The following is a 24560-nucleotide window of genomic DNA, read 5'->3' as shown; positions in this document are numbered from 1 at the left end:
GTCGGAGCGATACGCTCCGACCGGCCCTCCGCCGTTTGGACGGCGCCCGGTCTCAGCTCGCGCCGGGGCGGACCAGGCCGCTCTCGTAGGCGAACACTGCGGCCTGCACGCGGTCACGCAGGCCCAGTTTGGTGAGCACGTGCCCGACATGGGTCTTCACGGTGGTCTCGCTGACGAACAGCTCGCCGGCGACCTCCGCGTTGGACAAGCCGCGGGCGACGAGCTTCAGCACCTCGACCTCGCGATCGGTCAGCGTCGCCAGCGACGGCGGCGGGGCCTCCTCGCCCGAGGGCAGGCGGCCCGCGTACATGTCGAGCAGTCGCCGGGTGACGCTCGGCGCCAGCATCGCCGCGCCGTCCGCGACCACCCGGATGGCCTGGACCAGCTCCTCCGCGGGGACGTCCTTCAGCAGGAAGCCGCTGGCACCCGCCCGCAGCGCCTCCACCACGTACTCGTCCAGGTCGAAGGTCGTGAGCACCAGGACCTTCGCCGGGCCGTCGCGGCCGGGACCGGCGATCCGGCGGGTCGCCTCCACCCCGTCCATCCGGGGCATCCGAATGTCCATCAGCACCACGTCGGGCTGCAGCGCCCGCACCTGGTCCAGCGCCTGCTGGCCGTCACCGGCCTCGCCGACCACCGCGATGTCCGCCTCGGCCTCCAGGATCATCCGGAAACCGGTACGAAGCAGCGGCTGGTCATCGACCAGCAGCACTCGGATCGCCACAACTCGCTCCACTCATAGGTCCCCCGGGTCGGGGGCGGTTGTCACAGGCAAAGGGTACGGGGGTGGGGTGCCGCCGAAGGCGGGGCACAGCGCCTGGAACGAACACCAGTCACACAGCCGGTTGCGACTCGCCGGCCACTCACCCGTCGCCAGCGCCCGCTGGATCGCCTCCCACAGCGCCAGCAGCTTGCGTTCCACCGCCTGCAGGTCCGCCAGATCCGGATCGTAGGTCACCACCGTGCCACCGCCGCCCAGGTACACCAGCTGCAGCCGGCGCGGCACCACGCCGCGCAGCCGCCACAGCACCAGGGCGTAGAACTTCATCTGGAACATGGCCTTGCCCTCGAAGTCCCGCGAGGGCGCGCGCCCGGTCTTGTAGTCCACCACCCGGATCTCGCCGGTCGGCGCCACATCGACCCGGTCGACGTAGCCGCGCAGGCGCAGCCCGGACTCGAGCTCGGTCTCGACGTACAACTCCCGCTCGGCCGGTTCGAGGCGGTTCGGATCCTCGAGCCGGAAGTAGCCGTCGAGCAGCTTCTCCGCATCGGCCAGCCAGGCGGCGAGCTCGGCGCCTTCCGAGCGGGCGCCGCCGGAGTCGGGGCCGGAGTCGGCGTCCGCCGCCTCGGGGAACAGCTCCGCCAGTTCGGGCCGCTTCGCGAGCAGCCGCTGCCACTCGGGCCGCAGCAGCGCCCGCGCCGCCTCCGGCGTCCGCTGCCCGGCCGGGACGTCGAACAGGCGCTCCAGCACGGAGTGCACCACCGTGCCCCGGGTCGCGGCGGGACTGGGCGGCTCCGGGATCTTGTCGATCACGCGCAGCCGGTAGAGCAGCGGGCAGGTCATGAAGTCGCCCGCGCGCGAGGGCGAGAGCGCCACCGGCACCCCTGTGGGGCGTTCGGCGGTGGTGACGGCGGCAGTAGTGAGGGCCGGCTCGGACGGGTGCATGGCCCGACCCTATGGCCAGCCACCGACAGCGTGCAGGTAACCACCCCTTCCCGGGGGTAGTAGTCCCATGGGTGCGCAAGCCGCGCGCACCCCTGTCGGCACGACCGCGTAGCGTGGCCCACGCCCCCCACAGGGCTCGTCGACGCGCACGCGTGTTCACGGCACAGCAGAAGCGTTCGCCAGGAGGGTGCCGCAGTGAGTGACAGCAAGGGGGACCGCCCGACGGGCGCCCTGCTGATGGGGCGGCCGTTCGGCGTGCCGGTCTACGTGACACCCACCTGGTTCCTCATCGCCGCGCTGATCACCTGGCTCTTCGGCGGCCAGATCGACGTCCTGCTGCCGGGCCTGGGCAAGACCCGCTACCTGGTGGCGCTGTTCTTCGCACTGGCCTTCTACGGGTCCGTGCTGGTGCACGAACTCGCGCACACCCTGGTCGCGCTGCGGCTGAGCCTGCCGGTGCGTCGGATCCAGCTGCAGTTCTTCGGCGGTGTGTCCGAGATCGAGAAGGAGGCGGAGACCGCGGGCCGCGAGTTCTGGCTCGCCTTCGCCGGGCCGCTGCTGTCGCTGCTGCTCGGCGGGGTGTTCCTGCTGGGCCTGTCCCTGGTGCGGCCCGCCACCGTGCCGGGCGTGCTGCTGGCCGCCCTGATGCTGAGCAACTTCGTGGTGGCCGCCTTCAACCTGCTGCCAGGACTGCCGCTGGACGGCGGCCGGATCCTGCGGGCGGTCGTCTGGAGGGTTACCGGAAACGCCATGACCGGCACCCTCGCCGCCGCCTGGGCGGGCCGGTTGCTGGCCCTGGCGGTGCTGATCGGGATGCCTGCCTGGACCGCCTACCAGGGCGTCGACCAGAGCGTGGCGACCACGTTGATCGATGCCGCCCTGGGCGCGGTACTCGCCGCGATCATCTGGAACGGGGCGGGCGGCAGCCTGCGGATCGCCCGGCTCCGCGAGCACCTGCCCGAACTCAGGGCCCGCAGTCTGACCAGGCCCGCCGTCGGTGTCGAAGCCGATACGCCCCTCGCCGAGGCCCTGCGCCGGGTGGAGGCCGCCGGCGCACGCGGCCTGGTGATCCTGGACGGCGGCGGCGAGCCCGCGGCCCTGGTCAGGGAACACGCGGTCCGGGCGATCCCGGAGCACCGCCGCCCCTGGACGGCGGCCGGGGCCGTCGCCAGGGAGCTCGAACCCGGCTTGCGGATCCCGGCCGACCTGGCCGGCGAGGAGCTGCTGGACACCCTCCGGGCCACGCCGGCGGCCGAGTACCTGGTCGTGGAGGCGGACGGCACGATGCTCGGCGTGCTGGCCGCGGTGGACGTGGAACAGGCGTTCGCCCTGGCGATGGCCGGTCACTCGCCCGTCCCCGCAGCCTCGAACGCCTGAACGGCCGTGGTCGGCGGCCCCCGCAGCCTCCTCTAGACTGTTCCGCATGTCAGAACCGACCGGCGCCGCCCGCCGCCGCGGGCCCTTCCAGGTCGGGGACCAGGTCCAGCTCACCGACCCCAAGGGACGCCACCACACCATCACGCTCCAGCCCGGCAAGGCGTTCCACACCCACAAGGGCGCCTTCCCGCACGACGAGCTGATCGGAGCCCCCGAGGGCTCCGTGGTACGCACCACAGGGAACACCCCGTACCTCGCGCTGCGCCCCCTGCTCTCCGACTACGTCCTCTCCATGCCGCGCGGCGCCGCGGTGGTCTACCCCAAGGACGCGGGGCAGATCGTCACCATGGCGGACATCTTCCCGGGCGCCCGCGTCGTCGAGGCCGGCGTCGGCTCCGGAGCGCTCAGCTGCTCCCTGCTCCGCGCCGTCGGCGACAGCGGCTCGCTGTCCTCCTACGAGCGCCGCGAGGACTTCGCCGAGATCGCCCGGGGCAACGTCGAGCGCTACTTCGGCGGCCCGCACCCGGCGTGGAAGCTCACTCTCGGAGACCTCCAGGACAACCTGGTGGAGACCGAGGTCGACCGGATGGTCCTGGACATGCTCGCCCCCTGGGAGTGCCTGGACGTGGCCGCCAAGGCCCTGGTCCCGGGCGGCGTCATCTGCTGCTACGTGGCCACCACCACCCAGCTGTCGCGTACCGTCGAGGCCCTTCGCGAGCACGGCTGCTTCACCGAGCCGCAGGCCTGGGAGTCGATGGTCCGCAACTGGCACGTCGAGGGCCTGGCCGTCCGCCCCGACCACCGCATGATCGGGCACACCGGCTTCCTGCTGACCTCCCGCAGGCTGGCCGACGGCGTCGAGCCGCCGCTGCGCCGCCGCCGCCCGGCCAAGGGCGCCTACGGTGAGGTCGAGGCCCCGGTGGCCCCGCAGCCCGGGCGCTTCCTGAAGATGGCCGAGGAGTCCGCCGCGGACCTGGACGTCGATCAGGACTGATCCGCCGGTACCTCCCGCAGCCCCGCCCGCCCCCCGGCGCGGGGCTGCGGCGTTCCCAGGCTCCGGCGGAGGCCCCGCGGCACAGGCCGAGGCTCCGCCCCGGTGCCGACCGCGGATCGGGACTGTGCGACGATGCTGCCCTCCGGGCCGCAGGACAGGGCCCGTGTCGTCCCGTCGCGGAATGGAGAGTGCGCACGTGGCGCAGCTGGCGGCCAGGCCCGACGAGAGCCCGGACGGACCGGTACCGGCCCTCCCGGCGCACACTCGCACCCGCCCGTACCACTGGATCGGCACCGCCGCCGTCCTGGCCGCGGTCGTCGGTACCGTCCTGGCCGTCACCCCCGCCGGGGCCACCGTGACCACCGCCAACGGGCCGCACGCGGTCCCTGCCGCGGCCGCGCCCGACCCTGCGCTGGCGCACCTGCCGCTGGACTGCGCCGGGCTTCCGGTCAAGATCTCCCAGAGCTTCAGCGCCGACCTCACCGGCAACGGCACCGTCGCCACCATCGCCGCCGCGCACTGCGATTCGCCGAACGGGACCCCGCCTGACGGACTGTTCGTCATCGAGAAGGGCCAGGACGGCCGCCCGCGCGTCGCCCTCGTCCTGATCAGGGACGCCGAGGCGCTGACCGTGCGCAGCGTCGCCGTCCGCTCGGACGGTTCCATCAGCGCCCGTGTGGACGGCTACTCCTCGCCCGACGTGCCCCGTTGCTGCGCCGACCTGCACGAGACCTACACCTGGACGCCCCACGGCAGCGGCTACGTCCGCACGATCTCGGTGCCGCTCTCGCAGGCGTGATCTCGGATGTGATCTTACTCACATGATCGTCACTCGGCGTCAGGTCCGTAGACCTCGACCAGGTCCCTGGTGCGGCGGACGTGGATGCAGTCGCCCGGGCACTCCCTGGCCGAATCCACCACGTCCTGAAAGACCGTCAAAGGAACGGGCACGGAGGCGCCCGGCTCCGCCCGCAGCTCCTGGTCCTCGCCCTTGACGTAGGCGAGACCGTCGATGTCGAGCTCGAAGACCTCAGGCGCGTACTGCACGCAGATCCCGTCGCCGGTGCACAGATCCTGGTCGATCCACACCTCAAGAGGCTCGTCCTGCGTGGCCATTCCGCCCGCCGTTCCTGGTCGCCGGGCCGCCGCTCGGGCAGCCCGTTATTCCCGCCATCGGTACAGGGATCGAACCCCGCCCGGCCAACACGATCGCTATTGACTCGATCGACTGTACAACTGGTCGCTTCCCGGAGTCTTCGAGTGGGTATCCCAGTGACAAGGGGACGTGCGCAAGGGTGAAGATCGGACACACCCCTTTCGACTTTCTGATCTAGGGGTTTCAACACTCCCGGGCCCAGGTAGGGTCTGGAAGCGTTCAGCTCCCCCGGAGGAGGTGAGGACCGTGGCAGCCCACGACGATGACTACACCCGCGGCGGCAGGCCCGCACGGGGTTCTGAGGAAGCCCTCAGTCAGGTTTCCTTTCTTGAGCAGGAGATCGCTGTCCTGCGCCGCAAGATCGCAGACTCGCCGCGCCACACGAGGATCCTCGAAGAGCGCGTCGTCGAACTGCAGACCAACCTGGCCGGAGTCACCGCTCAGAACGAGCGGCTCGCCTCCACCCTGAGGGAGGCCCGCGACCAGATCGTGGCCCTCAAGGAGGAGGTGGACCGGCTCGCACAGCCGCCGGCCGGCTTCGGCACCTTCCTCGCCGCCAACGAGGACGGCACCGCCGACATCTTCACCGGCGGCCGCAAGCTGCGGGTGAACGTCAGCCCCAGCCTGCCCCTGGACGAGCTCACGCGCGGCCAGGAAGTCATGCTCAACGAGGCGCTCAACATCGTCGACGCGATGGAGTTCGAGAGCATCGGCGACATCGTCACCCTCAAGGAAGTCCTCGAGGACGGCGAGCGTGCCCTGGTCACCGGGCACACCGACGAGGAGCGGGTGGTCCGGCTCGCCGAACCGCTGCGCGACGTCATGCTGCGCTCCGGCGACGCCCTGCTGCTGGAACCGCGCTCCGGCTACGTCTACGAGGTCGTGCCCAAGAGCGAGGTCGAGGAGCTGGTCCTCGAAGAGGTCCCGGACATCGACTACGACCGGATCGGCGGCCTCGGCACTCAGATCGAGATGATCCGGGACGCAGTCGAGCTGCCCTACCTGCACGCCGAGCTCTTCAAGGAGTACGAGCTGCGCCCGCCCAAGGGCGTCCTGCTCTACGGCCCGCCCGGCTGCGGCAAGACGCTGATCGCCAAGGCGGTGGCCAACTCCCTGGCCAAGAAGGTGGCCGAGGTCACCGGACAGCCCCAGGGGAAGAGCTACTTCCTCAACATCAAGGGCCCCGAGCTGCTCAACAAGTACGTCGGCGAGACCGAGCGGCAGATCCGCCTGGTCTTCCAGCGGGCTCGTGAGAAGGCCAGCGAGGGCACCCCGGTCATCGTCTTCTTCGACGAGATGGAGTCGCTGTTCCGGACCCGTGGGTCGGGCGTCAGCTCGGACGTGGAGAACACCATCGTCCCGCAGCTGCTCGCCGAGATCGACGGGGTGGAGGGCCTGGAGAACGTCATCGTCATCGGGGCGTCCAACCGCGAGGACATGATCGACCCGGCGATCCTGCGGCCGGGGCGACTGGACGTGAAGATCAAGATCGAGCGTCCGGACGCCGAGGCGGCCAAGGACATCTTCTCGAAGTACCTGAAGAACTCGCTGCCGCTGCACCCCGACGACGTCAAGGAGCACGGATCCTCGGTGGACGCCACCGTCGAGGCCATGATCCAGGCCGTGGTGGAGCGGATGTACACCGAGACCGAGGAGAACCGCTTCCTGGAGGTCACCTACGCCAACGGTGACAAGGAGGTCCTGTACTTCAAGGACTTCAACTCCGGCGCGATGATCCAGAACATCGTGGACCGGTCCAAGAAGATGGCGATCAAGGACTTCCTCGACCACGGCCAGCGCGGTCTGCGCGTCTCCCACCTGCTCGCCGCGTGCGTGGACGAGTTCAAGGAGAACGAGGACCTGCCCAACACCACCAACCCGGACGACTGGGCCCGCATCTCCGGCAAGAAGGGCGAACGGATCGTCTTCATCCGCACGCTCGTCACCGGCAAGCAGGGCACCGACTCGGGCCGCTCCATCGACACTGTCGCCAACACGGGGCAGTACCTGTAAGAAGGACCGCCACCGTCCGGCTGCGGGTGTGCCCGCAGCCGGACGGTTCGCGTCTCAGCACCGGACCGGCACCAGGCAGGTGCCGGCAGCCAGGACCGGACAGCTACCGACGAACAAAGCCGGGTCGGCGATCTCCCGGTTGACAGTGGGCAGTTCTAGGCTCGGGTTACCGAACCGGGCCGACCGCAGACGGCAAGTCGTCAGCGGCAGCGCTTAGGAGGGCCGCATGACTGTACGGCGCGTAATGGGAATCGAGACGGAGTACGGGATCTCCGTCCCCGGGCATCCCAACGCCAATGCCATGCTCACCTCGTCGCAGGTGGTCAACGCCTACGCGGCGGCGATGCACCGGGCGCGGAGGGCCCGCTGGGACTTCGAGGAGGAGAACCCGCTCCGGGACGCGCGGGGCTTCGACCTGGCCAGGGACACCGCCGACGCCAGCCAGCTGACCGACGAGGACATCGGCCTCGCCAACATCATCCTCACCAACGGCGCCCGCTTCTACGTGGACCACGCCCACCCCGAGTACAGCTCGCCCGAGGTCACCAATCCGCGCGACGCAGTGCTCTGGGACAAGGCCGGCGAGCGGATCATGGAGGAGGCGGCCAACCGCGCCCTGCAACTGCCCGGCGCCCAGCCGATCCACCTCTACAAGAACAACACGGACAACAAGGGCGCCTCCTACGGCACCCACGAGAACTACCTGATGAAGCGGTCGACCCCGTTCGCGGACATCGTCAAGCACCTCACCCCGTTCTTCGTCTCCCGACAGGTCGTCACCGGTGCGGGCAGGGTCGGCATCAACCAGGACGGATCGGCCCAGGGCTTCCAGATCAGCCAGCGCGCGGACTACTTCGAGGTCGAGGTCGGCCTGGAGACCACGCTCAAACGGCCCATCATCAACACCCGCGACGAACCGCATGCCGACGCGGAGAAGTACCGCCGACTGCACGTCATCATCGGCGACGCCAACCTCTCCGAGGTCTCCACGTACCTCAAGCTGGGGACGACGGCGCTGGTGCTGTCGATGATCGAGGACGCCTTCATCAACGTCGACCTGGTCGTGGACCAGCCCGTGCGGACCCTGCACCGGGTCTCCCACGACCCGGACCTCGGCTACCTGCTGTCGCTGCGCAGCGGCCGCAAACTGACGGCCGTACAACTCCAGATGGAGTACTGCGAGCTGGCCCGCAAGTACGTCGAGGACCGGTTCGGCGCGGACGCCGACGAGCAGACCAAGGACATCCTGGACCGCTGGGAGGACGTGCTCGGACGCCTGGAGCGCGATCCGATGAGCCTGTCCCGGCAGCTGGACTGGATCGCCAAACGGGAGATCCTCGAGGGCTACCGCACCCGGGACGGCCTGGAGTGGGACAACCCCCGGCTGCACCTGGTGGACCTCCAGTACGCCGACGTACGGGCCGAGAAGGGCCTTTACAACCGCCTGGTGGACCGCGGGCGGATGGAGCGCATCGTCGACGAGGCATCGGTGCTGCGGGCGGCCCACAAGCCGCCTGAGGACACCCGCGCCTACTTCCGGGGCCGCTGCCTGGAGCAGTACGCCGAGCACGTGGCCGCGGCGTCCTGGGACTCGGTGATCTTCGACCTGCCGGGTCGCGACTCGCTGCAGCGGGTGCCGACGCTGGAGCCGCTGCGGGGGACCAGGAACCACGTCAAGGCCCTGCTGGACCGCTGCCGCACCGCGGAGGAGCTGGTCCGAGTCCTGTCCGGAGGTTGAACATATGTCCGCTTCGGGCGTAACCGGACCGTAGCGGGCGATGACAACGGGTGAACGGCGCGGCGCTGGGCATCATCGGGACAACACCGGCGTTGAAGGGTGGACAACCAAAACACCGGGCGTCTGTCACACCCGGTGTATAGGGTCTGACCAGCAGTACCGAGGCAGCATCGACGAGCGGGGTGAGGGACATGGCGACCAAGGACACCGGCGGCGGCCAGCAGCGGGCGAACCGCTCCTCCGAGGAGGTCGAGGAGAGCGAGGTCGAGACGACCGAGTCATCCGACCTCAAGGATCGCAAGGCAAAGCTCGACGACGACGTGGACGCCGTCCTCGACGACATCGACGAGATCCTCGAATCGGACGCCGAGTCGTTTGTACGATCCTATGTACAAAAGGGCGGCCAGTAGAGGCCAGTGGACCAGTCTGTCCGGCACGGACAGGCGGATCATGGACACGCGCAAGGGGTAAGGTCCCGGGCATCCGCTGCCCCGCGCGTCAGGCGCGCTGTGGGGCCGACTATCTGGAAGGGAACGTGTGGAAGCCAACACTCGTGGCACCGGGCGTCTACCGGCTGCCTTCTTGACGCCGGGTTCGTCGTCCTTCGTCGAATTCCTGGCGGACCATCAGCCTGAGCTGCTGCCCGGTCGGCGGACCCTGCCGGTCGGGTTCCAGCCACTGGACGTTCCGCACGGCACCACCATCGTGTCCGTGACCTTCGCCGGCGGGGTGATCCTCGCCGGAGACCGCCGCGCCACCATGGGCAACCTCATCGCTCAGCGTGACATCGAGAAGGTGTTCCCGGCCGACGAGTACTCCGCCGTCGGCATCGCCGGCACGGCCGGGCTCGCCGTCGAGATGGTGCGCCTGTTCCAGCTGGAGCTGGAGCACTACGAGAAGATCGAGGGCACCCAGCTCTCCCTGGAGGGCAAGGCCAACCGCCTCACCACCATGATCCGCGGCAATCTCGGCATGGCCATGCAGGGCCTCGCCGTCGTGCCGCTCTTCGCCGGCTACGACCTCGACCTCGGCCGGGGCCGGATCTTCAGCTACGACGTCACCGGCGGCCGCTCCGAGGAGGTCGGCTTCGCCGCCACCGGCTCGGGCTCGCTGTTCGCCAAGGGCTCGCTGAAGAAGCTCTACCGGGCCGACCTGACCGCCGAGCAGGCGGCCACCGCAGTCATCCAGGCGCTCTACGACGCCGCCGACGACGACTCGGCGACCGGCGGCCCCGACCTCACCCGCCGGATCTTCCCGATCGTCGGCGTCATCACCGAGGACGGCTTCCGCCGCCTCCCGGACGAGGAGGTCGGCGCCCTGGCGCGCAGCGTCCTCGACCACCGGCTGGAGCACCCCAACGGCCCCCAGGCCGGCCTTCTCTAAGTCCCCCTGACCGCCACTCCTTCATCAGACCGACCAGATAGGGGCGACAACCGGTGTCGACGCCGTTCTACGTCTCACCCCAGCAGGCCATGGCCGACCGCGCGGAGTACGCCCGCAAGGGCATCGCGCGCGGTCGGAGCGTGGTCGTGCTCACCTACGCCGACGGCATCGTCTTCGTTGCGGAGAACACCTCCCGGGCGCTGCACAAGGTGTCCGAGATCTACGACCGCATCGCCTTCGCCGCGGTCGGCCGATACAACGAGTTCGAGAACCTGCGCATCGGCGGCGTCCGCTACGCCGACCTGCGCGGCTACTCCTACGACCGGGCCGACGTCAACGCCCGCGGCCTGGCCAACGTCTATGCGCAGACGCTGGGCACGATCTTCTCCAGCACGGGCGAGAAGCCCTACGAGGTGGAGCTGATCGTCGCCGAGGTCGGCAAGTCTCCTGACGACGACCAGATCTACCGGCTCACCCCCGACGGCTCCGTCGTCGACGAGCAGCACACGGTCGCGGTCGGCGGCAACTCCGAGTCGATCAGCACCTTCCTGGAGCAGCGCCACACCGAGGGCCTGACCCTCACCGAGGCGCTGAAGCTCGCGGTCGAGGGCCTGGCCCGCGACCCCAACGGCGGCCAGGCCCGCACCCTGACCCAGGACCAGCTGGAGGTCGCGGTCCTTGACCGCAGCCGCTGGCAGCAGCGCAAGTTCAAGCGCCTGGTCGGCGCCCAGTTGGGCCGTCTGCTGGCGGGCGACGAGACCGCTGCCGGAGACCAGGACGACCAGCCCGCCGAGGACTAGCAGGCCGCCCTGCGGCCACCGGAGGCAACCGGAGGGCGCCCGAGCGGCGCCCTCCGACTCCTCAGCCGATCTGACGGTAGATCACGACGCCCGGACCGATTCGGTTTCGGACACTGTCCGACAGCGCACATTCCCACCATGCAAAGTCCCGACGAGACCTCCGTCCGCGGAAGCGGGGACGCGGCAGTCGACTGAGGGCCGGCGAAGGGGAGAGACCATGGACCGCAGAATCTTCGGAATCGAGAACGAGTACGGCGTCACCTGCACGTTCCGGGGCCAGCGGCGGCTCTCCCCGGACGAGGTGGCCAGGTACCTCTTCCGCCGTGTCGTGTCCTGGGGTCGCAGCAGCAACGTCTTCCTGCGCAACGGCGCCCGGCTCTACCTGGACGTGGGCTCGCACCCGGAGTACGCCACCCCGGAGTGCGACGACGTCTCCGAGCTGGTCACCCATGACAAGGCGGGGGAGCGGATCCTCGAGGGCCTGCTGGTGGACGCCGAGCGGCGGCTGCACGAGGAGGGCATCGCCGGTGACGTCTACCTCTTCAAGAACAACACCGACTCCGCCGGGAACTCCTACGGCTGCCATGAGAACTACCTGGTGGGGCGGCACGGCGAGTTCTCCCGGCTGGCCGACATCCTGATCCCCTTCCTGGTCACCCGACAGCTGATCTGCGGCGCCGGCAAGGTGCTCCAGACCCCGCGCGGCGCGGTCTACTGCGTCAGCCAGCGGGCCGAGCACATCTGGGAGGGCGTGAGCTCCGCGACCACCCGCTCGCGCCCCATCATCAACACCCGGGACGAGCCGCACGCCGACGCCGAGCGCTACCGCCGCCTGCACGTGATCGTCGGCGACTCCAACATGTCGGAGACCACCACCCTGCTCAAGGTCGGCGCGACGGACCTGGTGCTGCGGATGATCGAGGCCGGGACGGTGCTGCGCGACCTCACCCTGGAGAACCCGATCCGGGCGATCCGCGAGGTCAGCCACGACCTGACCGGATCCCGCCAGGTGCGCCTGGCCAACGGCCGCGAGGCCAGCGCCCTGGACATCCAGGAGGAGTACTACACCAAGGCCAGCGACTTCGCCGACGCCAAGGGCATCAGGACCGGCACCGTCGCCCGGGTGCTCGAGCTGTGGGGCCGCACCCTGGAGGCGATCCGAGCCGAGGACTACGCGCGGGTCGAGCGGGAGATCGACTGGGTCATGAAGTACCAGCTGATCGAGCGCTACCGGGCGAAGAACGGCATCAGCATGTCGCACCCGAGGGTCGCCCAGATCGACCTCGCTTACCACGACATCCACCGCCGCCGGGGCCTGTTCTACCTGCTGCAGAACCGGGGCCAGGCCGAGCGGGTCACCAACGATCTCAAGATCTTCGAGGCGAAGTCGGTCCCCCCTCAGACGACCAGGGCCCGGCTGCGCGGGGATTTCATCCGCCGGGCCCAGGAGCAGCGCCGTGACTTCACCGTGGACTGGGTGCACCTCAAGCTGAACGACCAGGCGCAGCGCACCGTGCTGTGCAAGGACCCGTTCCGCTCGGTCGACGAGCGGGTGGAGAAGCTCATCGCCGGGATGTAGCCGCGGGACGCGGCCGGATACCGCCACAATGCAGCGGCATGTGAGCAATCCGACAAAGGTGACAACTCGGTCTCTGTGTCCGCTCAATTGGGGACACAGGGGCCGAGGTGCTTGGCGAGTTCTCATGTCGAGGTCATAGAGTGGCGCGGACTGACCATCCGTACCCCTCCGCTTCTAAGGACCACTGTGCGCCGACTCGCCGCCGGGCTGCTCATCGTGCCCGCCCTGCTCCTGACCGCCTGTGGCAGCAGCACCAAGGCGAAGTCCAGCGACTCCGCCGCCACGCCCAAGGCGTCCGCCTCGGCCAGCGCCCCGGCCGTTCCGGTGCCCCCGGTGGTGGACTCGGCCGCCAACCTGCCGACCGTCGGCGGAACCTTCGGCACCAGTGCCACGCTGAAGCTCCCCAGCGGCGCGCCGGGCAACACGTTCGTGGTCCACACCGTGACCGAGGGCACCGGACCGGTCGTGACCTCGACCAACTACGGCATCTTCAACTTCACGGCCGAGGACTGGAACACCGGCAAGACCCTGATCAGCGCCTACAGCAAGGGCAGCGCCCCGGTGCTGCTGAAGCCCTCGCAGCAGATGATCCCGGCGCTGGAGCAGGCCGTGGTCGGGCACAAGGCGGGCAGTCGCGTGCTGGTGGTGGCGCCTCCCGGCGCGGCCGCCGCGCAGATGTCCGGCGCGGCGCAGAGCGGCGTGGGAGCCAAGGACACGCTGGTCTTCGTCGTGGACGTGAACCAGGCCATCGGGCTCAAGGACGCGGTGTCGGGCAGCCAGGTGGCCGCTCCGGCGGGCATGCCGACGGTGGACGCCACGCCGGGCAAGGCCGCCGCCTTCACCATCCCGGCCGCCGCGAAGACGCCCAAGGCACTGCAGACCGGCGTGCTGATCAAGGGCACCGGCGCCAAGATCCTGAGCGGCCAGACCATCGTGGTCCAGTACACCGGGGCGACGCTGGCCGACGGCAAGGTCTTCGACTCGTCCTGGAAGGACCAGGGCGCGTTCTCGACCGTCATCGGCCAGGGCCAGGTCATCCCGGGCTGGGACCAGGGCCTGGTGGGCCAGACCGTCGGCAGCCGGGTGCTGCTGTCCATCCCCGCCGCGCTGGCCTACGGCGCCCAGGCGCAGACCGGTATCCCGGCCAACTCCAACCTGGTGTTCGTCGTGGACATCCTGGCCGCGGCGTAACGTAGGCCCCACGGCCGCCGCACGGTGCGCCGCAGCGAACGAGGAGAGTCAGACCTTGAGCATCGAGAAGCCGGAAATCGACTTCCCGGGTGGCGAGCCGCCGACCGAGCTGCAGATCCGGGACATCCAGGTGGGCGACGGCGAGGAGGCCAAGCCTGGCCACAACGTCAGCGTGCACTACGTCGGCGTGGCCTTCAGCACCGGTGAGGAGTTCGACGCCAGCTGGAACCGCGGTTCGGCGTTCCGCTTCGGACTGGGCCAGGGCCAGGTCATCGCGGGCTGGGACCAGGGTGTCGCAGGGATGAGGGTCGGCGGTCGCCGCGAGCTGATCATTCCGCCGCACCTGGGCTACGGCAACCGTGGCGCCGGCCGGGCCATCAAGCCGGGCGAGACCCTGATCTTCGTGGTCGACCTGCTGGGCGTCTGACTGCTGGGCGTCTGACGCGTCGGGCACGGCCACCGCGCGACCCCGCTCTACCACAGCTGTGGTGGGGCGGGGTCGCGCTTTTGCCGCCGGCCGCGGGACCGGTACGGTCAGGTGCGCCGGGCACATGTCGTGCTCGCGCGGCAGGGAAGGGTGTGCGATGCCCATCGCCAAGTCCGAGCGCTTGATGAACCTCGCGCTGTGTCTCATGAACACCAAGCGCCCGCTGAGCAAGCGCGAGTTGCGGGACTCCATCGAGGCGTACCGCGAGGCCGCGGACACCTCCAGCGAGGACTCCTTCAACCGGATGTTCGAGCGCGACAAGGACGATCTGCGCGAACTGGGCCTGGTCATCGACGTGGACGAGAACGCCCTGGACGGCGAGCTCGGCTATCTGGCCCGCCGCGACCGCAACCGCCTTCCGGAGATCTCCCTCGACGCCGAGGAGGCCGCGGCGCTGAGCCTGGCGGCGGGCGTCTGGCGGCAGGCCCGCCTGGCCGGCGCCGCCAGCGGCGCGCTGCACAAGCTCCGCGCTGCCGGGGTTCTCGTGGACAGCGGACCGGAGACGCACTCCACCCTGGAGCCGCGTATCCCGGCCCGCGAGGCTGCCTTCGAGCCCCTGCTCGGCGCCGCCCGCGACCGGCGTCCGGTCACCTTCGCCTACCGCAAGTCCGGCGCCGCGCAGCCCGAACCGCGTAGCGTCGAACCCTGGGCGCTGGAGTGCTGGCACGGCCACTGGTACCTGGCCGGCTGGGACCGCGACCGCAAGGACGTGCGGGTGTTCCGGCTCAGCCGGATCACCGGCCGGGTCAAGGCCCGTCACGAGGCGTTCATCGCTCCGGTGCCCGACCACGTGGACGTGCGGCAGCACGTCGCCCGCTTCGCCGGGGAGGGCGCGACCGCCACCGCCCGGATCAGACTGCGGCGCGGCGCGGCCTTCCCGCTACGCACCAAGGCCCTCAACGCCGAGCCGGTGGACGCCCTCTGGGACGAGCTGGAGATCCCCTACGGCCACGGTCTCGCGGCGGACCTCACCGAGTTCGGCGCCGACCTGGTCGTGCTTGGCCCCGCCGAGCTGCGTACCGACGTCATCGCCCGGCTGAGCGCGGTCGCCGGGTCGGCGGCCGCAGACCGTCAGGACGCGAGCCAGGGAGCTTCGCTGTGAGCAACGCCATCGACCAGACCCGCCGGATGCTGTCGCTGGTCACCTACCTCCGCGAGCGGCCCGGCGCCCGGGTCGGCGAGGTCGCCCGCGCCTTCGGCATCACCGAGCGCGAGCTCGTCGGGGACCTGAACGTGCTGCCGATGTGCGGCACCAGCTTCCGCGGCGGGGATCTCCTCGACATCGACACCGACGGCGAGCGCATTTGGTGGCACAACGCCGACGACGTCGCTCAGCCGTTGCGGCTCTCCTCCGACGAGGCGATCTCGCTGCTGGTCGCCGCCCGTGCCGTCGCCGGGCTGCCGGGCCTGCGCGAGCGCGACCGCGCCGCGCTGACCCGCGCCGTGGCCAAGCTGGAGTCCGCCGCGGGGGACGCCGCCGAGGGCAGTGCCCGGGTCGGGGTGACCTTCGAGGCGGAGGGCAGCGTCTTCGCCGACGCCGACCGCGCCATCACCGAGCGCCGCCGCCTCTGGCTGCGCTACTACTCCTCCGGGCGCGGCGAGATGACCGAGCGCGAGGTCGACCCGATCCGGCTGATCACCGAAGGGCACACCTACCTGGAGGGCTGGTGCCGCCTCTCCGAGGACCGGCGGATCTTCCGGCTGGACCGCATCGCCGACATCCGGGTCCTCGACGTCCCCGCAGACCCGCCGCCGCTGGAGCTTCGGGACCTCTCCGAGGGCCTGGTCCGCCCGGCCGAGGACGACCCGCAGGTGGTCCTCGACGTCGGCCCCGGCGGCCGCTGGGTCACCGAGTACTACACCTACGAGGACGCCGCGGAGCTGCCGGACGGCGGCCTGCGGATCACCCTGCGCACCCCCGACCCGTCCGGGCTGCTGCGGCTGGCGCTGCGCCTGGGCGCGGACGGCCGCATCATTTCCCCGGCCGACCTGGCCGCGCAGGCTCGGGAGACCGCCGCCGGCGCGCTGGCGCTGTACTCGTCAGCGCTGTACTCGTCGGAGTCGGAGTCGGAGGGGAGCGAGGGGTGAGCGCGCCGACCCGCTTCAAGGCGTCCTGCCCCGACTGCCGCAGCACGGCGGAGCTGGACCCGGACGCGTTCCGGCTCGCACTCGGCCGTACCAGCGAGCGCACCTACTACTCCTTCACCTGTCCGTCCTGCGGCGCGGCTGTCCGCAAGCGGGCGGGGGAGCGGATCGTGGAGGCACTGACCGGCGCAGGCGTGCGGACCATGCGGCTGCACCTGGGCCAGCAGCCCTCGACGGTGGCGTAGGGTGCATCCATGCCGTGGATGATCATCGCCGCCGTGGGTCTGGCCTCCGCCGGACTGCTGGTGCTCGGGGGGCTCGCCGTGCGGGTGTACCGGGAGGTGCTGGTGCTGTCGCGTGAACTCGACGCGGGCGCGCGGCGTATCTCAGGTGCGGCGCGAAGCCTGGAGTTCGCCGCCGAACCGGTCGCGCGAAGGGCGGGCGAGGCGGCTCCGAAAGATCGGTCGCCGTTCATCCGTGAGGACTCCGAGTCCGCGTAGTATTCAGTTGAAGGTCGGTGCACCTCAACTTCTACTCACCCGCTCTGGACGCCCGCAAGGGCCTGGTGCGTATCATCAGCGCAGAGACCAAGACGAAGAGGGATTCCCATGCTCGAGAACCGCGGACTTGAAATCATCATCCTGGCGGTCGTCGTGCTGCTGCTCTTCGGGGCGAAGCGCCTGCCGGACTCGGCCCGTGCGCTCGGCAAGTCGCTCCGCATCCTCAAGTCCGAGGTGGGCGCGATGAAGTCGGACGACAAGACGGCCGACAAGGCCGCGCCGGCCGAGCCGGTCGTCGTCGCGAAGACCATCCAGGCCGCTCCCGGCGAGGCAGCGACCGCCCGTCCGGTGGCCGACGCGCAGCCCGAGCCGCAGCACACCAGCCAGAGCTGACCGGCTGCCTGTCCTGAGCCGGGTGCGGTAGCAGACCGCACGCGTTTGTCCATCCACCTTCTCGCAGGGACTGAAGCCGCACGGTGAGCGACACCCAGGGGACTCGGCGTCCGATCGCCGGACGGCAGAAGAGCCCGAAAGACGACGAGGGGCGCATGCCGCTCGGGGACCACCTCCGCGAACTGCGCAACCGCCTGGTCATCGCCTTGCTGGCGCTGTTCGTCGCGACGGTTCTCGGCTTCGTGGTGCACAACTGGGTGTACCAGCTGATGACTGGCCCGGTCTGCAACATCAAGGGCCTGCACGGCGTGGCGGCCGGGAATCCGGGCTGCCCCAACGGAGTGCTGGTGGCGGACGGACCGCTGGCGGGCCTCTCGCTGAGCTTCGACATCTCGCTGATGCTGGGCGTGATCCTCTCCAGCCCGGTGTGGTCCTACCAGCTGTGGGCCTTCGTCGCCCCCGGGCTGTACAAGAAGGAACGCAAGTACGGGCTGAGCTTCGTCGCCACCGCCGTTCCCCTCTTCCTCGCCGGCGCGAGCATCGCCTACTGGGTCTTCCCCAAGGCGATCCGGATCCTGGTCGGCTTCGTGCCCGGCGGCATGGCGCAGATGATCCAGGGCGACGCCTTCCTCACCTTCTTCATCCGCATGGTCCTGGTCTTCGGCCTCTCCTTCGAGATTCCGCTACTCCTGGTCGGCCTGAACTTCCTCGGCATTCTCAGCGCGGCGAAGCTGCGCAGTTGGTGGCGCGCGATCGTGTTCGCCATCTTCGTGTTCTCCGCGGTGGCCACTCCCACCGGCGACCCGCTGACGATGACGGTGCTGGCGGTGCCGATCTGCGCGCTGTTCATCCTGGCTCTCGGCATCACCACGCTGCACGACCGTGCCAAGGAGCGCCGCCGGGTGGTCGAGAACCCGGACAGCCTGCTCGACGACGACGTGGCCTCCTCGCTCGACCTCACTCCCGTCCCGGTCTCGGCCGAGTCGGTGGACGTCGAGCCGGTCTCCGCGGAGCACCTCGCCGCCGCCGAGCCGATGGTCTACCACCCCGACGAGGAGCCGACGAGTGTCCCCTCAGCAGGGGGAGAGCGCATGGACGACGTCACCTGAGCTACCGGCCCGCACTGGACGGAAGAAATCTTTGGGTCAGGTGTCGGTGTCGGCGGGTAACCTCTCGATGAGATGCAGATCCACGACGACAAAGACCGGCGCGCCGCCTCCGACGTCGCCCACCGCGCTCCCGTGCGCCCGACCCGGGAGGAAGGTGCTGCGATGACCTCCGCCGCCCCCGATGACCAGCTCAGCCCTTCTGAGCTCAACGACGAGCTCAGCCCCGCAGAACGCTACGCCGCCTCCAGGCGCCGCGCGAAGGAGCAGGCCACCGCCCTGTTCGCGTTCCGCCAGCTGTACGACTTCCCGCTCGACGACTTCCAGGTCGAGGCGTGCGAGGCACTGGAGGCGGGATCCGGCGTCCTGGTCGCCGCACCCACCGGCTCCGGCAAGACCATCGTCGGCGAGTTCGCCGTTCACCTGGCCCTGGCCGAGGGCCGGAAGTGCTTCTACACCACACCCATCAAGGCGCTCTCCAACCAGAAGTACGCCGACCTCGTGAAGCGCTACGGCGCCGCCAAGGTCGGCCTGCTGACCGGCGACAACACGATCAACAGCGAGGCGCCCGTGGTCGTGATGACCACCGAGGTGCTGCGCAACATGCTCTACGCCGGGTCGCAGACCCTGAACGGTCTCGGCTACGTCGTCATGGACGAGGTGCACTACCTGGCCGACCGCTTCCGCGGCGCCGTCTGGGAGGAGGTCATCATCCACCTCCCCGAGTCCGTCACCCTGGTCTCGCTGTCCGCGACGGTCTCCAACGCCGAGGAGTTCGGCGACTGGCTGGACACCGTGCGCGGCGGCACCAAGGTCATCGTCTCGGAGCACCGCCCGGTCCCGCTGTGGCAGCACGTCCTCGCCGGCAACCGGATGTACGACCTGTTCACCACCCGTGTCGCCGAGGAGCGCGCCTCCGGGCGCAAGCGCGAAGGCGGCGGAACCAAGGGCGGTGAGGCCGACGTCAACCCCGAGCTGGTGCGTCTCGCCCGAGCGGAGCAGGACCGGCGCTACGGGGGCGGTGGCAGGGACCGCTTCGACAAACGCGGCCGCGGCCGGAGCATGCCCAACGGGCGCCCGGGCCGTGCCTGGACTCCCGGTCGTGCCGAGGTCATCGACCGGCTCGACTCCGAGGGCCTGCTGCCCGCGATCACCTTCATCTTCAGCCGGGCCGGCTGCGAGGGCGCCGTCCAGCAGTGCCTGAACTCCGGGCTGCGGCTCAACAACGACGCTGAGCGGGCCGAGGTCCGCAGCCTGGTCGAGACCCGCACCGAGAGCATCCCCAACGAGGACCTGCACGTCCTCGGCTACTACGAGTGGATCGACGCACTGGAGCGCGGCGTCGCCGCCCACCACGCCGGGATGCTGCCGACCTTCAAGGAGATCGTCGAGGAGCTGTTCCTGCGCGGCCTGGTCAAGGCGGTCTTCGCCACCGAGACCCTCGCGCTCGGCATCAACATGCCGGCCCGCTCGGTGGTCATGGAGAAGCTGGTCAAGTGGAACGGCGAGACCCACGCCGACGTCACCCCGGGCGAGTACACGCAGCTCACCGGGCGCGCCGGACGGCGCGGCATCGACGTCGAGGGCCACGCCGTGGTGCTCTGGCAGCCGAACCTCGACCCCGCCGCGCTGGCCGGGCTCGCGGGCACCCGCACCTATCCGCTGAAGTCCTCGTTCAAGCCCTCCTACAACATGGCCGTCAACCTGGTCTCCCAGTTCGGCCGGCACAAGTCCCGCGAGCTGCTGGAGACCTCGTTCGCCCAGTTCCAGGCGGACCGCTCGGTCGTCGGCATCGCCCGCCAGGTGCAGCGCAACGAGGAGGGCCTTGAGGGCTACCGCGAGGCCATCACCTGCCACCTCGGCGACTTCCAGGAGTACGCCGATCTGCGCCGCGCCCTGAAGGACCGGGAGAACCAGCTCGCCCGCGAGGGCGCCAACCAGCGCCGCGCCAACGCCGCCGACTCCCTGGAGAAGCTCCGGCCCGGCGACGTCATCCACGTCCCCACCGGCCGCTTCGCCGGCCTCGCCCTGGTCCTCGACCCCGGCATTCCTCCGGTCAGCCGTCACGGCCACCGGCAGGAGCACAGCGAGGGGCCGCGCCCGGTCGTGCTCACCGCCGAGCGGCAGGTCAAGCGGCTCGCGATGATCGACTTCCCGGTTCCGGTGGAGGCGATCGAGCGGGTCCGGATCCCGCGCAGCTTCAACCCGCGCAGCCCGCAGTCCCGCCGGGACCTGGCCTCTGCCCTGCGCACCAAGGCCGGGCACATAGAGCCGGAGCGGGTACGCAAGGGTCGCGCGGCGGCAGCCGACGACCCGGAGATCGCCCGGCTGCGGGCCGCCCTGCGGCAGCACCCGTGCCACGGCTGCGACGAGCGCGAGGACCACGCCCGCTGGGCCGAGCGCTACGAGCGGCTGCACCGGGACACCCAGCAGCTGGAACGCCGGATGCAGTCCCGCACCCACACCATCGCTCGCACCTTCGACCGGGTCTGCGCGCTGCTCACCGACCTCGGCTACCTGAGGGGCGATCAGGTCACCGAGGACGGACGCCGGTTGGCCAGGCTCTACGGCGAGCTGGACCTGCTGGCCTCCGAGTGCCTGCGCGAGGAGGTCTGGGAGGGGCTGACCCCGGCCGAGCTCGCCGCCTGCGCATCCGCCCTGGTGTACGAGTCGCGGCGGGGCGACGACGAGAGCGGCGCGCCCAAGCTGCCGGATGGCAAAGCCCGTGAGGCGCTGGGCGAGATGGTGCGGCTGTGGGGCCACCTGGACGCACTGGAGGAGCAGCACAAGCTCTCCACCGAGGACAACGTGGGCCAGCGCGAACCCGACCTGGGCTTCGCCTGGACCGCCTACCGCTGGGCCTCGGGCCACCCGCTGGACGCGGTGCTCCGGGAGGCGGACATGCCGGCCGGCGACTTCGTCCGCTGGACCAGGCAGCTGATCGACGTGCTCGGCCAGATCGCCAACGCCGCCCCCGAGGGCGGCACGGTCCGCGCCACCGCCCGCAAGGGCGTGGACGGGCTTCGTCGCGGCATCATCGCGTACTCCTCCGTGAGCTGAGCGCCCACCCGCACGGGTCAGGCCCGCCCCGGTCGGCAGTTTCCAGCTGTCGATGCCGGGGCGGGCCTTGTGCGTTTTCGCGACGCGATATAGCGTGTTGACAGAAGCAATACCCGGAGCCATATACTCGTGTCCGGATAGTCGACGGCGAGGAGGAGTCATGGCAAAGCGGAAGATGGGCAACACGCTCGCCCTCGCCGTCCTCGCGCTCGTCGCCGAGCACCCGCGGCACCCGTACGAGATCGCACAGGTGCTCCGCTCGCGCGGCAAGGACCAGAGCATCAAGATCAACTATGGTTCGCTCTACACCGTGGTCCAGGGCCTGGAGCGGCACGGCTTCATCGAGGCCGCCGGCGTCGAGCGCGACGGCCGCAGGCCCGAGCGCACGGTCTACGGCCTCACTGAGTCCGGGCGCGCGGAGCTTCGGGACTGGCTCTCGGAGCTGCTGGGCACCCCCGCGAAGGAGTACCCGCGGTTCGAGTCGGCGCTCTCGCTGATGGGCGTCCTCCCCCCGGAGGAGGCCCGCTCGCTCCTGGAACAGCGGGTCGCCCTGCTGGACGCGTCCGTCGCGGCGCAACAGGAGACCCTGGAGCGCTGCACCGACTTCCTGCCCAGGATCTTCCTGGTCGAGGGAGAGTACGAGCTGGCCATGACCACGGCAGAGGCCGAGTGGACCCGGCGACTGCTCGCGGACATGTACGACGGGTCACTGACCGGGATGGACGGCTGGCACGAGTACCACGCCACCGGCCGGGCCCCGCAGGAGTGGGTGGACCTCGAACTCCAAGCCACGCAGGCCCAGGAGGACTAGGAAGCGCGGACCAGAAGAAGAGACCAGGAACGCCAGAAAGCCCCGCCCGGTGCGACAACACCGGACGGGGCCAGGAACCTCGGAACCGACCTGCGACAACAGGATTCGGCGCCTACGAGGAACACGCAATCTCATCGTAGCCCGAGTCCCAGTCGTAGATCGGCACCCCAGCGATCAACGAACGAAGGGACAGCAGCACCATGACCGACCCCAGCCCCGGCTCGGCGCCGCCCGCGCTCCAGCGCCCGACGCTCCGCAGCTCGGCGATCGAAGCCACGGACCTGATGAAGACCTACCAGGTCAAGGGCCGGCCCGAGGGCGTTCGCGCCCTGGACGGGCTCAGCATCAGCGTCGAGCCCGGCATCGTCTTCGGGCTCCTCGGCCCCAACGGCGCCGGCAAGTCCACCACCGTCAAGATCCTCACCACCCTGGCAGCCGCCGACAGCGGCCACGCCACCGTGGCCGGTCACGACGTCGCCGGCGACCCCGCGCGGGTGCGCCGCTCCATCGGCGTCGTCGCGCAGCGCTCGGGCGCGGACCCGGTCGCCACCGGCCGCGAGAACCTGCTGCTGCAGGGCCGCCTCTACGGCATGCGCGGCCAGGAGCTGAACCGTCGAGCCGACGAGCTGCTCGACCGCTTCGATCTCACCGACGCGGCAAAACGCCAGGTCAAGACCTACTCCGGTGGCATGCAGCGCCGTCTGGACGTGGCCATCGGGCTGGTCCACCGCCCCGAGGTGCTGTTCCTGGACGAGCCCACCACCGGACTCGATCCGGAGGCCCGCACCGCCATGTGGGAGGAGATAGGCCGTCTCGCCGGCGACGAGGGTCTGACGATCCTCCTCACCACCCACTACCTGGACGAGGCAGACCGGCTCTCGGGCCGCCTCGCCATCGTCGACCGGGGCCGGGTCGTCGCCGAGGGCACGCCCGACGAGCTCAAGGGCGAGTTGCACGGCGACGCCGTCCACGTCGACCTGGTTCAGCCCCCGCCCGCCGACGGCCTCTCGGTGTACGAGGCGCTGGGCCGCGTGCCCGGCGTTCGCGAGATCGCCGTGGACGGACGGCGGGTCAGCGCCCGCGCGGACGACGGCGCCGCCGCCGTCCCGGCCGTCCTCGCCGCCCTCGACCAGGCCGGCAGCCCCGTGGCCGCCGTCACCGTCGCCCGCCCCTCGCTGGACGACGTCTACCTCCGCTACGCCGGACGCAGCTTCGCCGACGCCGAAGGAGTCACCCGATGAGCACCAGCACCCTCGGCGCGCGGCCCGGTCCGGCGCGTTCCCGCCCGACCGACGGCATCGCCCAGACCTGGTTCATGACGCAGCGCCAGTTCATGGCCTTCGCCCGCCAGCCCGCCTATCTGATCATCACGCTGATCCAGCCGGTGATCTGGCTGTTCCTCTTCGGCGCGCTGTTCCACAAGGTCGTCGAACTGCCGGGCTTCGGCACCGGCAGCTACCTGGACTACCTCGTCCCTGGCGTGATCGTGATGAGCGCCGTGTCGGCCAACATGTGGGCCGGGATGGGCACGCTGGAGGAGATCGAGCGGGGGACGCTGAACCGCTTTCTGATAACCCCGGTCCGGCGCAGCGCACTGATGAACGCCAACGTGGTCGCCCAGTCAATCACCACAGCGCTGCAGTCGGTGATCATCATCGCGCTCGGCTGGGCCGGCGGCGCGAGTTACCCCGGCGGGGTGCTGGGCCTGCTGATCCTGGTTGTGGTGTCCTCCGCGCTCGGCACCATCTTCGGGGCCTTCTCCAACGCCCTGGGGATGCTGGTCCGCGAGCGGGAGTCCATCATCGGGATCAACACCTTCCTGCTCCTCCCGCTGACCTTCCTCTCCTCGGCGTTCATGGCCCCGGCCCTGATGCCGCACTGGATGCAGGTCGTGGCCCGCTTCAACCCGGTCAACTGGGCTCTGGAAGCCGGGCGCGGCGCGATGGCGTCCCATCCCGACTGGTGGTCGGTGCTCAGTCACGGCGGTTGGACACTGCTGCTGGCCGCGTTCGCAGTCTGGCTGTCGCTGCGGACCTTCCGCTCCTACCAGAGGTCCGTCTGACGGCCGTCCGTCCGGCCCGGAAAGCCGTGGTGGTGGGGGGCCCCCGGCCGGGGGGGGCCCCCCCCCCGCGGGGGGTGGGGGGGGCCCCCCCCCCCCCCCGCGCCGCGGGGGGGCGGACCCCCCCCGCACGCCCCGGCCCCCCCCAGGGTGGCCGCCCCC

General features: G+C 70.4%; 24 protein-coding genes. 21 read left to right on the top strand and 3 right to left on the bottom strand.

What is annotated here, in order from left to right:
- Positions 1–52: 52 nt before the first annotated feature.
- Both ABIA33_RS15340 and ABIA33_RS15335 read right to left on the bottom strand, forming a co-directional pair.
- On the bottom strand, positions 53–724 hold the full coding sequence (locus tag ABIA33_RS15340) for a response regulator (RefSeq protein ID WP_370081656.1): 672 nt from the start codon (positions 722–724) through the stop codon (positions 53–55).
- A gap of 12 nt (positions 725–736) precedes the next feature.
- Positions 737–1666, bottom strand: a complete 930-nt coding sequence (locus ABIA33_RS15335; protein WP_370081654.1) for a RecB family exonuclease — start codon at positions 1664–1666, stop codon at positions 737–739.
- Between the two features lie 195 nt (positions 1667–1861).
- On the opposite strand from ABIA33_RS15335, the gene ABIA33_RS15330 reads away from it, so the two are divergent.
- The 3 genes from ABIA33_RS15330 (at position 1862) to ABIA33_RS15320 (ending at position 4836) form a co-directional block, all read left to right on the top strand.
- Complete coding sequence (locus ABIA33_RS15330) at positions 1862–3043, top strand: site-2 protease family protein (RefSeq protein ID WP_370081652.1); 1182 nt, start codon at positions 1862–1864, stop codon at positions 3041–3043.
- Between the two features lie 46 nt (positions 3044–3089).
- Positions 3090–4037: a tRNA (adenine-N1)-methyltransferase gene (locus ABIA33_RS15325; protein WP_370081650.1), complete on the top strand. Its 948-nt coding sequence runs from the start codon at positions 3090–3092 to the stop codon at positions 4035–4037.
- Positions 4038–4233: 196 nt separating this feature from the next.
- Positions 4234–4836, top strand: a complete 603-nt coding sequence (locus ABIA33_RS15320) for a hypothetical protein (RefSeq protein WP_370081648.1) — start codon at positions 4234–4236, stop codon at positions 4834–4836.
- Positions 4837–4865: 29 nt separating this feature from the next.
- On the opposite strand, the gene ABIA33_RS15315 is transcribed toward ABIA33_RS15320, so the two are convergent.
- Positions 4866–5153, bottom strand: coding sequence for a ferredoxin (locus ABIA33_RS15315; RefSeq protein ID WP_370081646.1), 288 nt, complete (start codon positions 5151–5153; stop codon positions 4866–4868).
- Between the two features lie 286 nt (positions 5154–5439).
- Here ABIA33_RS15315 and arc point away from each other — a divergent pair, with 286 nt between their 5' ends.
- The 18 genes from arc to ABIA33_RS15225 all read left to right on the top strand — a co-directional run bounded on the left by arc (position 5440) and on the right by ABIA33_RS15225 (position 24401).
- Positions 5440–7206, top strand: coding sequence for a proteasome ATPase (arc, locus tag ABIA33_RS15310; RefSeq protein WP_370081644.1), 1767 nt, complete (start codon positions 5440–5442; stop codon positions 7204–7206).
- Between the two features lie 226 nt (positions 7207–7432).
- Complete coding sequence (gene dop / locus ABIA33_RS15305; protein WP_370081642.1) at positions 7433–8944, top strand: depupylase/deamidase Dop; 1512 nt, start codon at positions 7433–7435, stop codon at positions 8942–8944.
- A gap of 191 nt (positions 8945–9135) precedes the next feature.
- On the top strand, positions 9136–9354 hold the full coding sequence (locus tag ABIA33_RS15300; protein ID WP_370081640.1) for a ubiquitin-like protein Pup: 219 nt from the start codon (positions 9136–9138) through the stop codon (positions 9352–9354).
- 127 nt (positions 9355–9481) lie between these two features.
- Positions 9482–10327, top strand: coding sequence for a proteasome subunit beta (gene prcB, locus ABIA33_RS15295; protein WP_370081637.1), 846 nt, complete (start codon positions 9482–9484; stop codon positions 10325–10327).
- Between the two features lie 53 nt (positions 10328–10380).
- Positions 10381–11127, top strand: a complete 747-nt coding sequence (gene prcA / locus ABIA33_RS15290; protein WP_370081635.1) for a proteasome subunit alpha — start codon at positions 10381–10383, stop codon at positions 11125–11127.
- 217 nt (positions 11128–11344) lie between these two features.
- Positions 11345–12706 carry a Pup--protein ligase gene (gene pafA, locus ABIA33_RS15285; RefSeq protein WP_370081633.1) on the top strand — a complete coding sequence of 454 codons (1362 nt, stop codon included), beginning with the start codon at positions 11345–11347 and terminating at the stop codon, positions 12704–12706.
- 186 nt (positions 12707–12892) lie between these two features.
- Positions 12893–13897 (top strand): FKBP-type peptidyl-prolyl cis-trans isomerase, encoded by a 1005-nt coding sequence (locus tag ABIA33_RS15280; protein WP_370081631.1) that lies wholly within the window; start codon positions 12893–12895, stop codon positions 13895–13897.
- Between the two features lie 55 nt (positions 13898–13952).
- Positions 13953–14324: an FKBP-type peptidyl-prolyl cis-trans isomerase gene (locus tag ABIA33_RS15275; RefSeq protein WP_370081629.1), complete on the top strand. Its 372-nt coding sequence runs from the start codon at positions 13953–13955 to the stop codon at positions 14322–14324.
- A gap of 157 nt (positions 14325–14481) precedes the next feature.
- The gene (locus ABIA33_RS15270) at positions 14482–15486 is read left to right on the top strand and encodes a helix-turn-helix transcriptional regulator (protein ID WP_370081627.1); all 1005 of its coding nucleotides are present in this window, start codon (positions 14482–14484) and stop codon (positions 15484–15486) included.
- Positions 15487–15512: 26 nt separating this feature from the next.
- A complete protein-coding gene (locus tag ABIA33_RS15265) occupies positions 15513–16472 on the top strand; it encodes a helix-turn-helix transcriptional regulator (protein ID WP_370082046.1) in 960 nt (319 codons plus the stop codon).
- Entirely contained in the window at positions 16469–16714 is a 246-nt protein-coding gene (locus ABIA33_RS15260) for a hypothetical protein (protein WP_370081625.1), read from the top strand. The genes ABIA33_RS15265 and ABIA33_RS15260 overlap by 4 nt, the downstream gene beginning before the upstream one ends.
- Before the next feature lie 9 nt (positions 16715–16723).
- On the top strand, positions 16724–16969 hold the full coding sequence (locus tag ABIA33_RS15255; RefSeq protein WP_370081623.1) for a hypothetical protein: 246 nt from the start codon (positions 16724–16726) through the stop codon (positions 16967–16969).
- Positions 16970–17077: 108 nt separating this feature from the next.
- Positions 17078–17362, top strand: a complete 285-nt coding sequence (tatA, locus tag ABIA33_RS15250) for a Sec-independent protein translocase subunit TatA (RefSeq protein ID WP_370081621.1) — start codon at positions 17078–17080, stop codon at positions 17360–17362.
- A gap of 83 nt (positions 17363–17445) precedes the next feature.
- The gene (gene tatC / locus ABIA33_RS15245) at positions 17446–18471 is read left to right on the top strand and encodes a twin-arginine translocase subunit TatC (protein WP_370081619.1); all 1026 of its coding nucleotides are present in this window, start codon (positions 17446–17448) and stop codon (positions 18469–18471) included.
- Positions 18472–18633: 162 nt separating this feature from the next.
- Positions 18634–21528 (top strand): DEAD/DEAH box helicase, encoded by a 2895-nt coding sequence (locus tag ABIA33_RS15240; RefSeq protein WP_370082044.1) that lies wholly within the window; start codon positions 18634–18636, stop codon positions 21526–21528.
- Between the two features lie 160 nt (positions 21529–21688).
- Entirely contained in the window at positions 21689–22339 is a 651-nt protein-coding gene (locus ABIA33_RS15235; RefSeq protein WP_370081617.1) for a PadR family transcriptional regulator, read from the top strand.
- A 284-nt stretch (positions 22340–22623) separates the two neighbouring features.
- Positions 22624–23580, top strand: a complete 957-nt coding sequence (locus ABIA33_RS15230) for an ATP-binding cassette domain-containing protein (protein WP_370082042.1) — start codon at positions 22624–22626, stop codon at positions 23578–23580.
- Positions 23577–24401, top strand: a complete 825-nt coding sequence (locus ABIA33_RS15225) for an ABC transporter permease (protein ID WP_370081614.1) — start codon at positions 23577–23579, stop codon at positions 24399–24401. The genes ABIA33_RS15230 and ABIA33_RS15225 overlap by 4 nt, the downstream gene beginning before the upstream one ends.
- Positions 24402–24560: the final 159 nt, after the last annotated feature.

Source organism: Streptacidiphilus sp. MAP12-16, assembly GCF_041262165.1.
Lineage (GTDB): Bacteria > Actinomycetota > Actinomycetes > Streptomycetales > Streptomycetaceae > Streptacidiphilus.
Note: the sequence above shows the minus strand (reverse complement) of the source record. Positions and strands in the feature narration are given on the sequence as shown.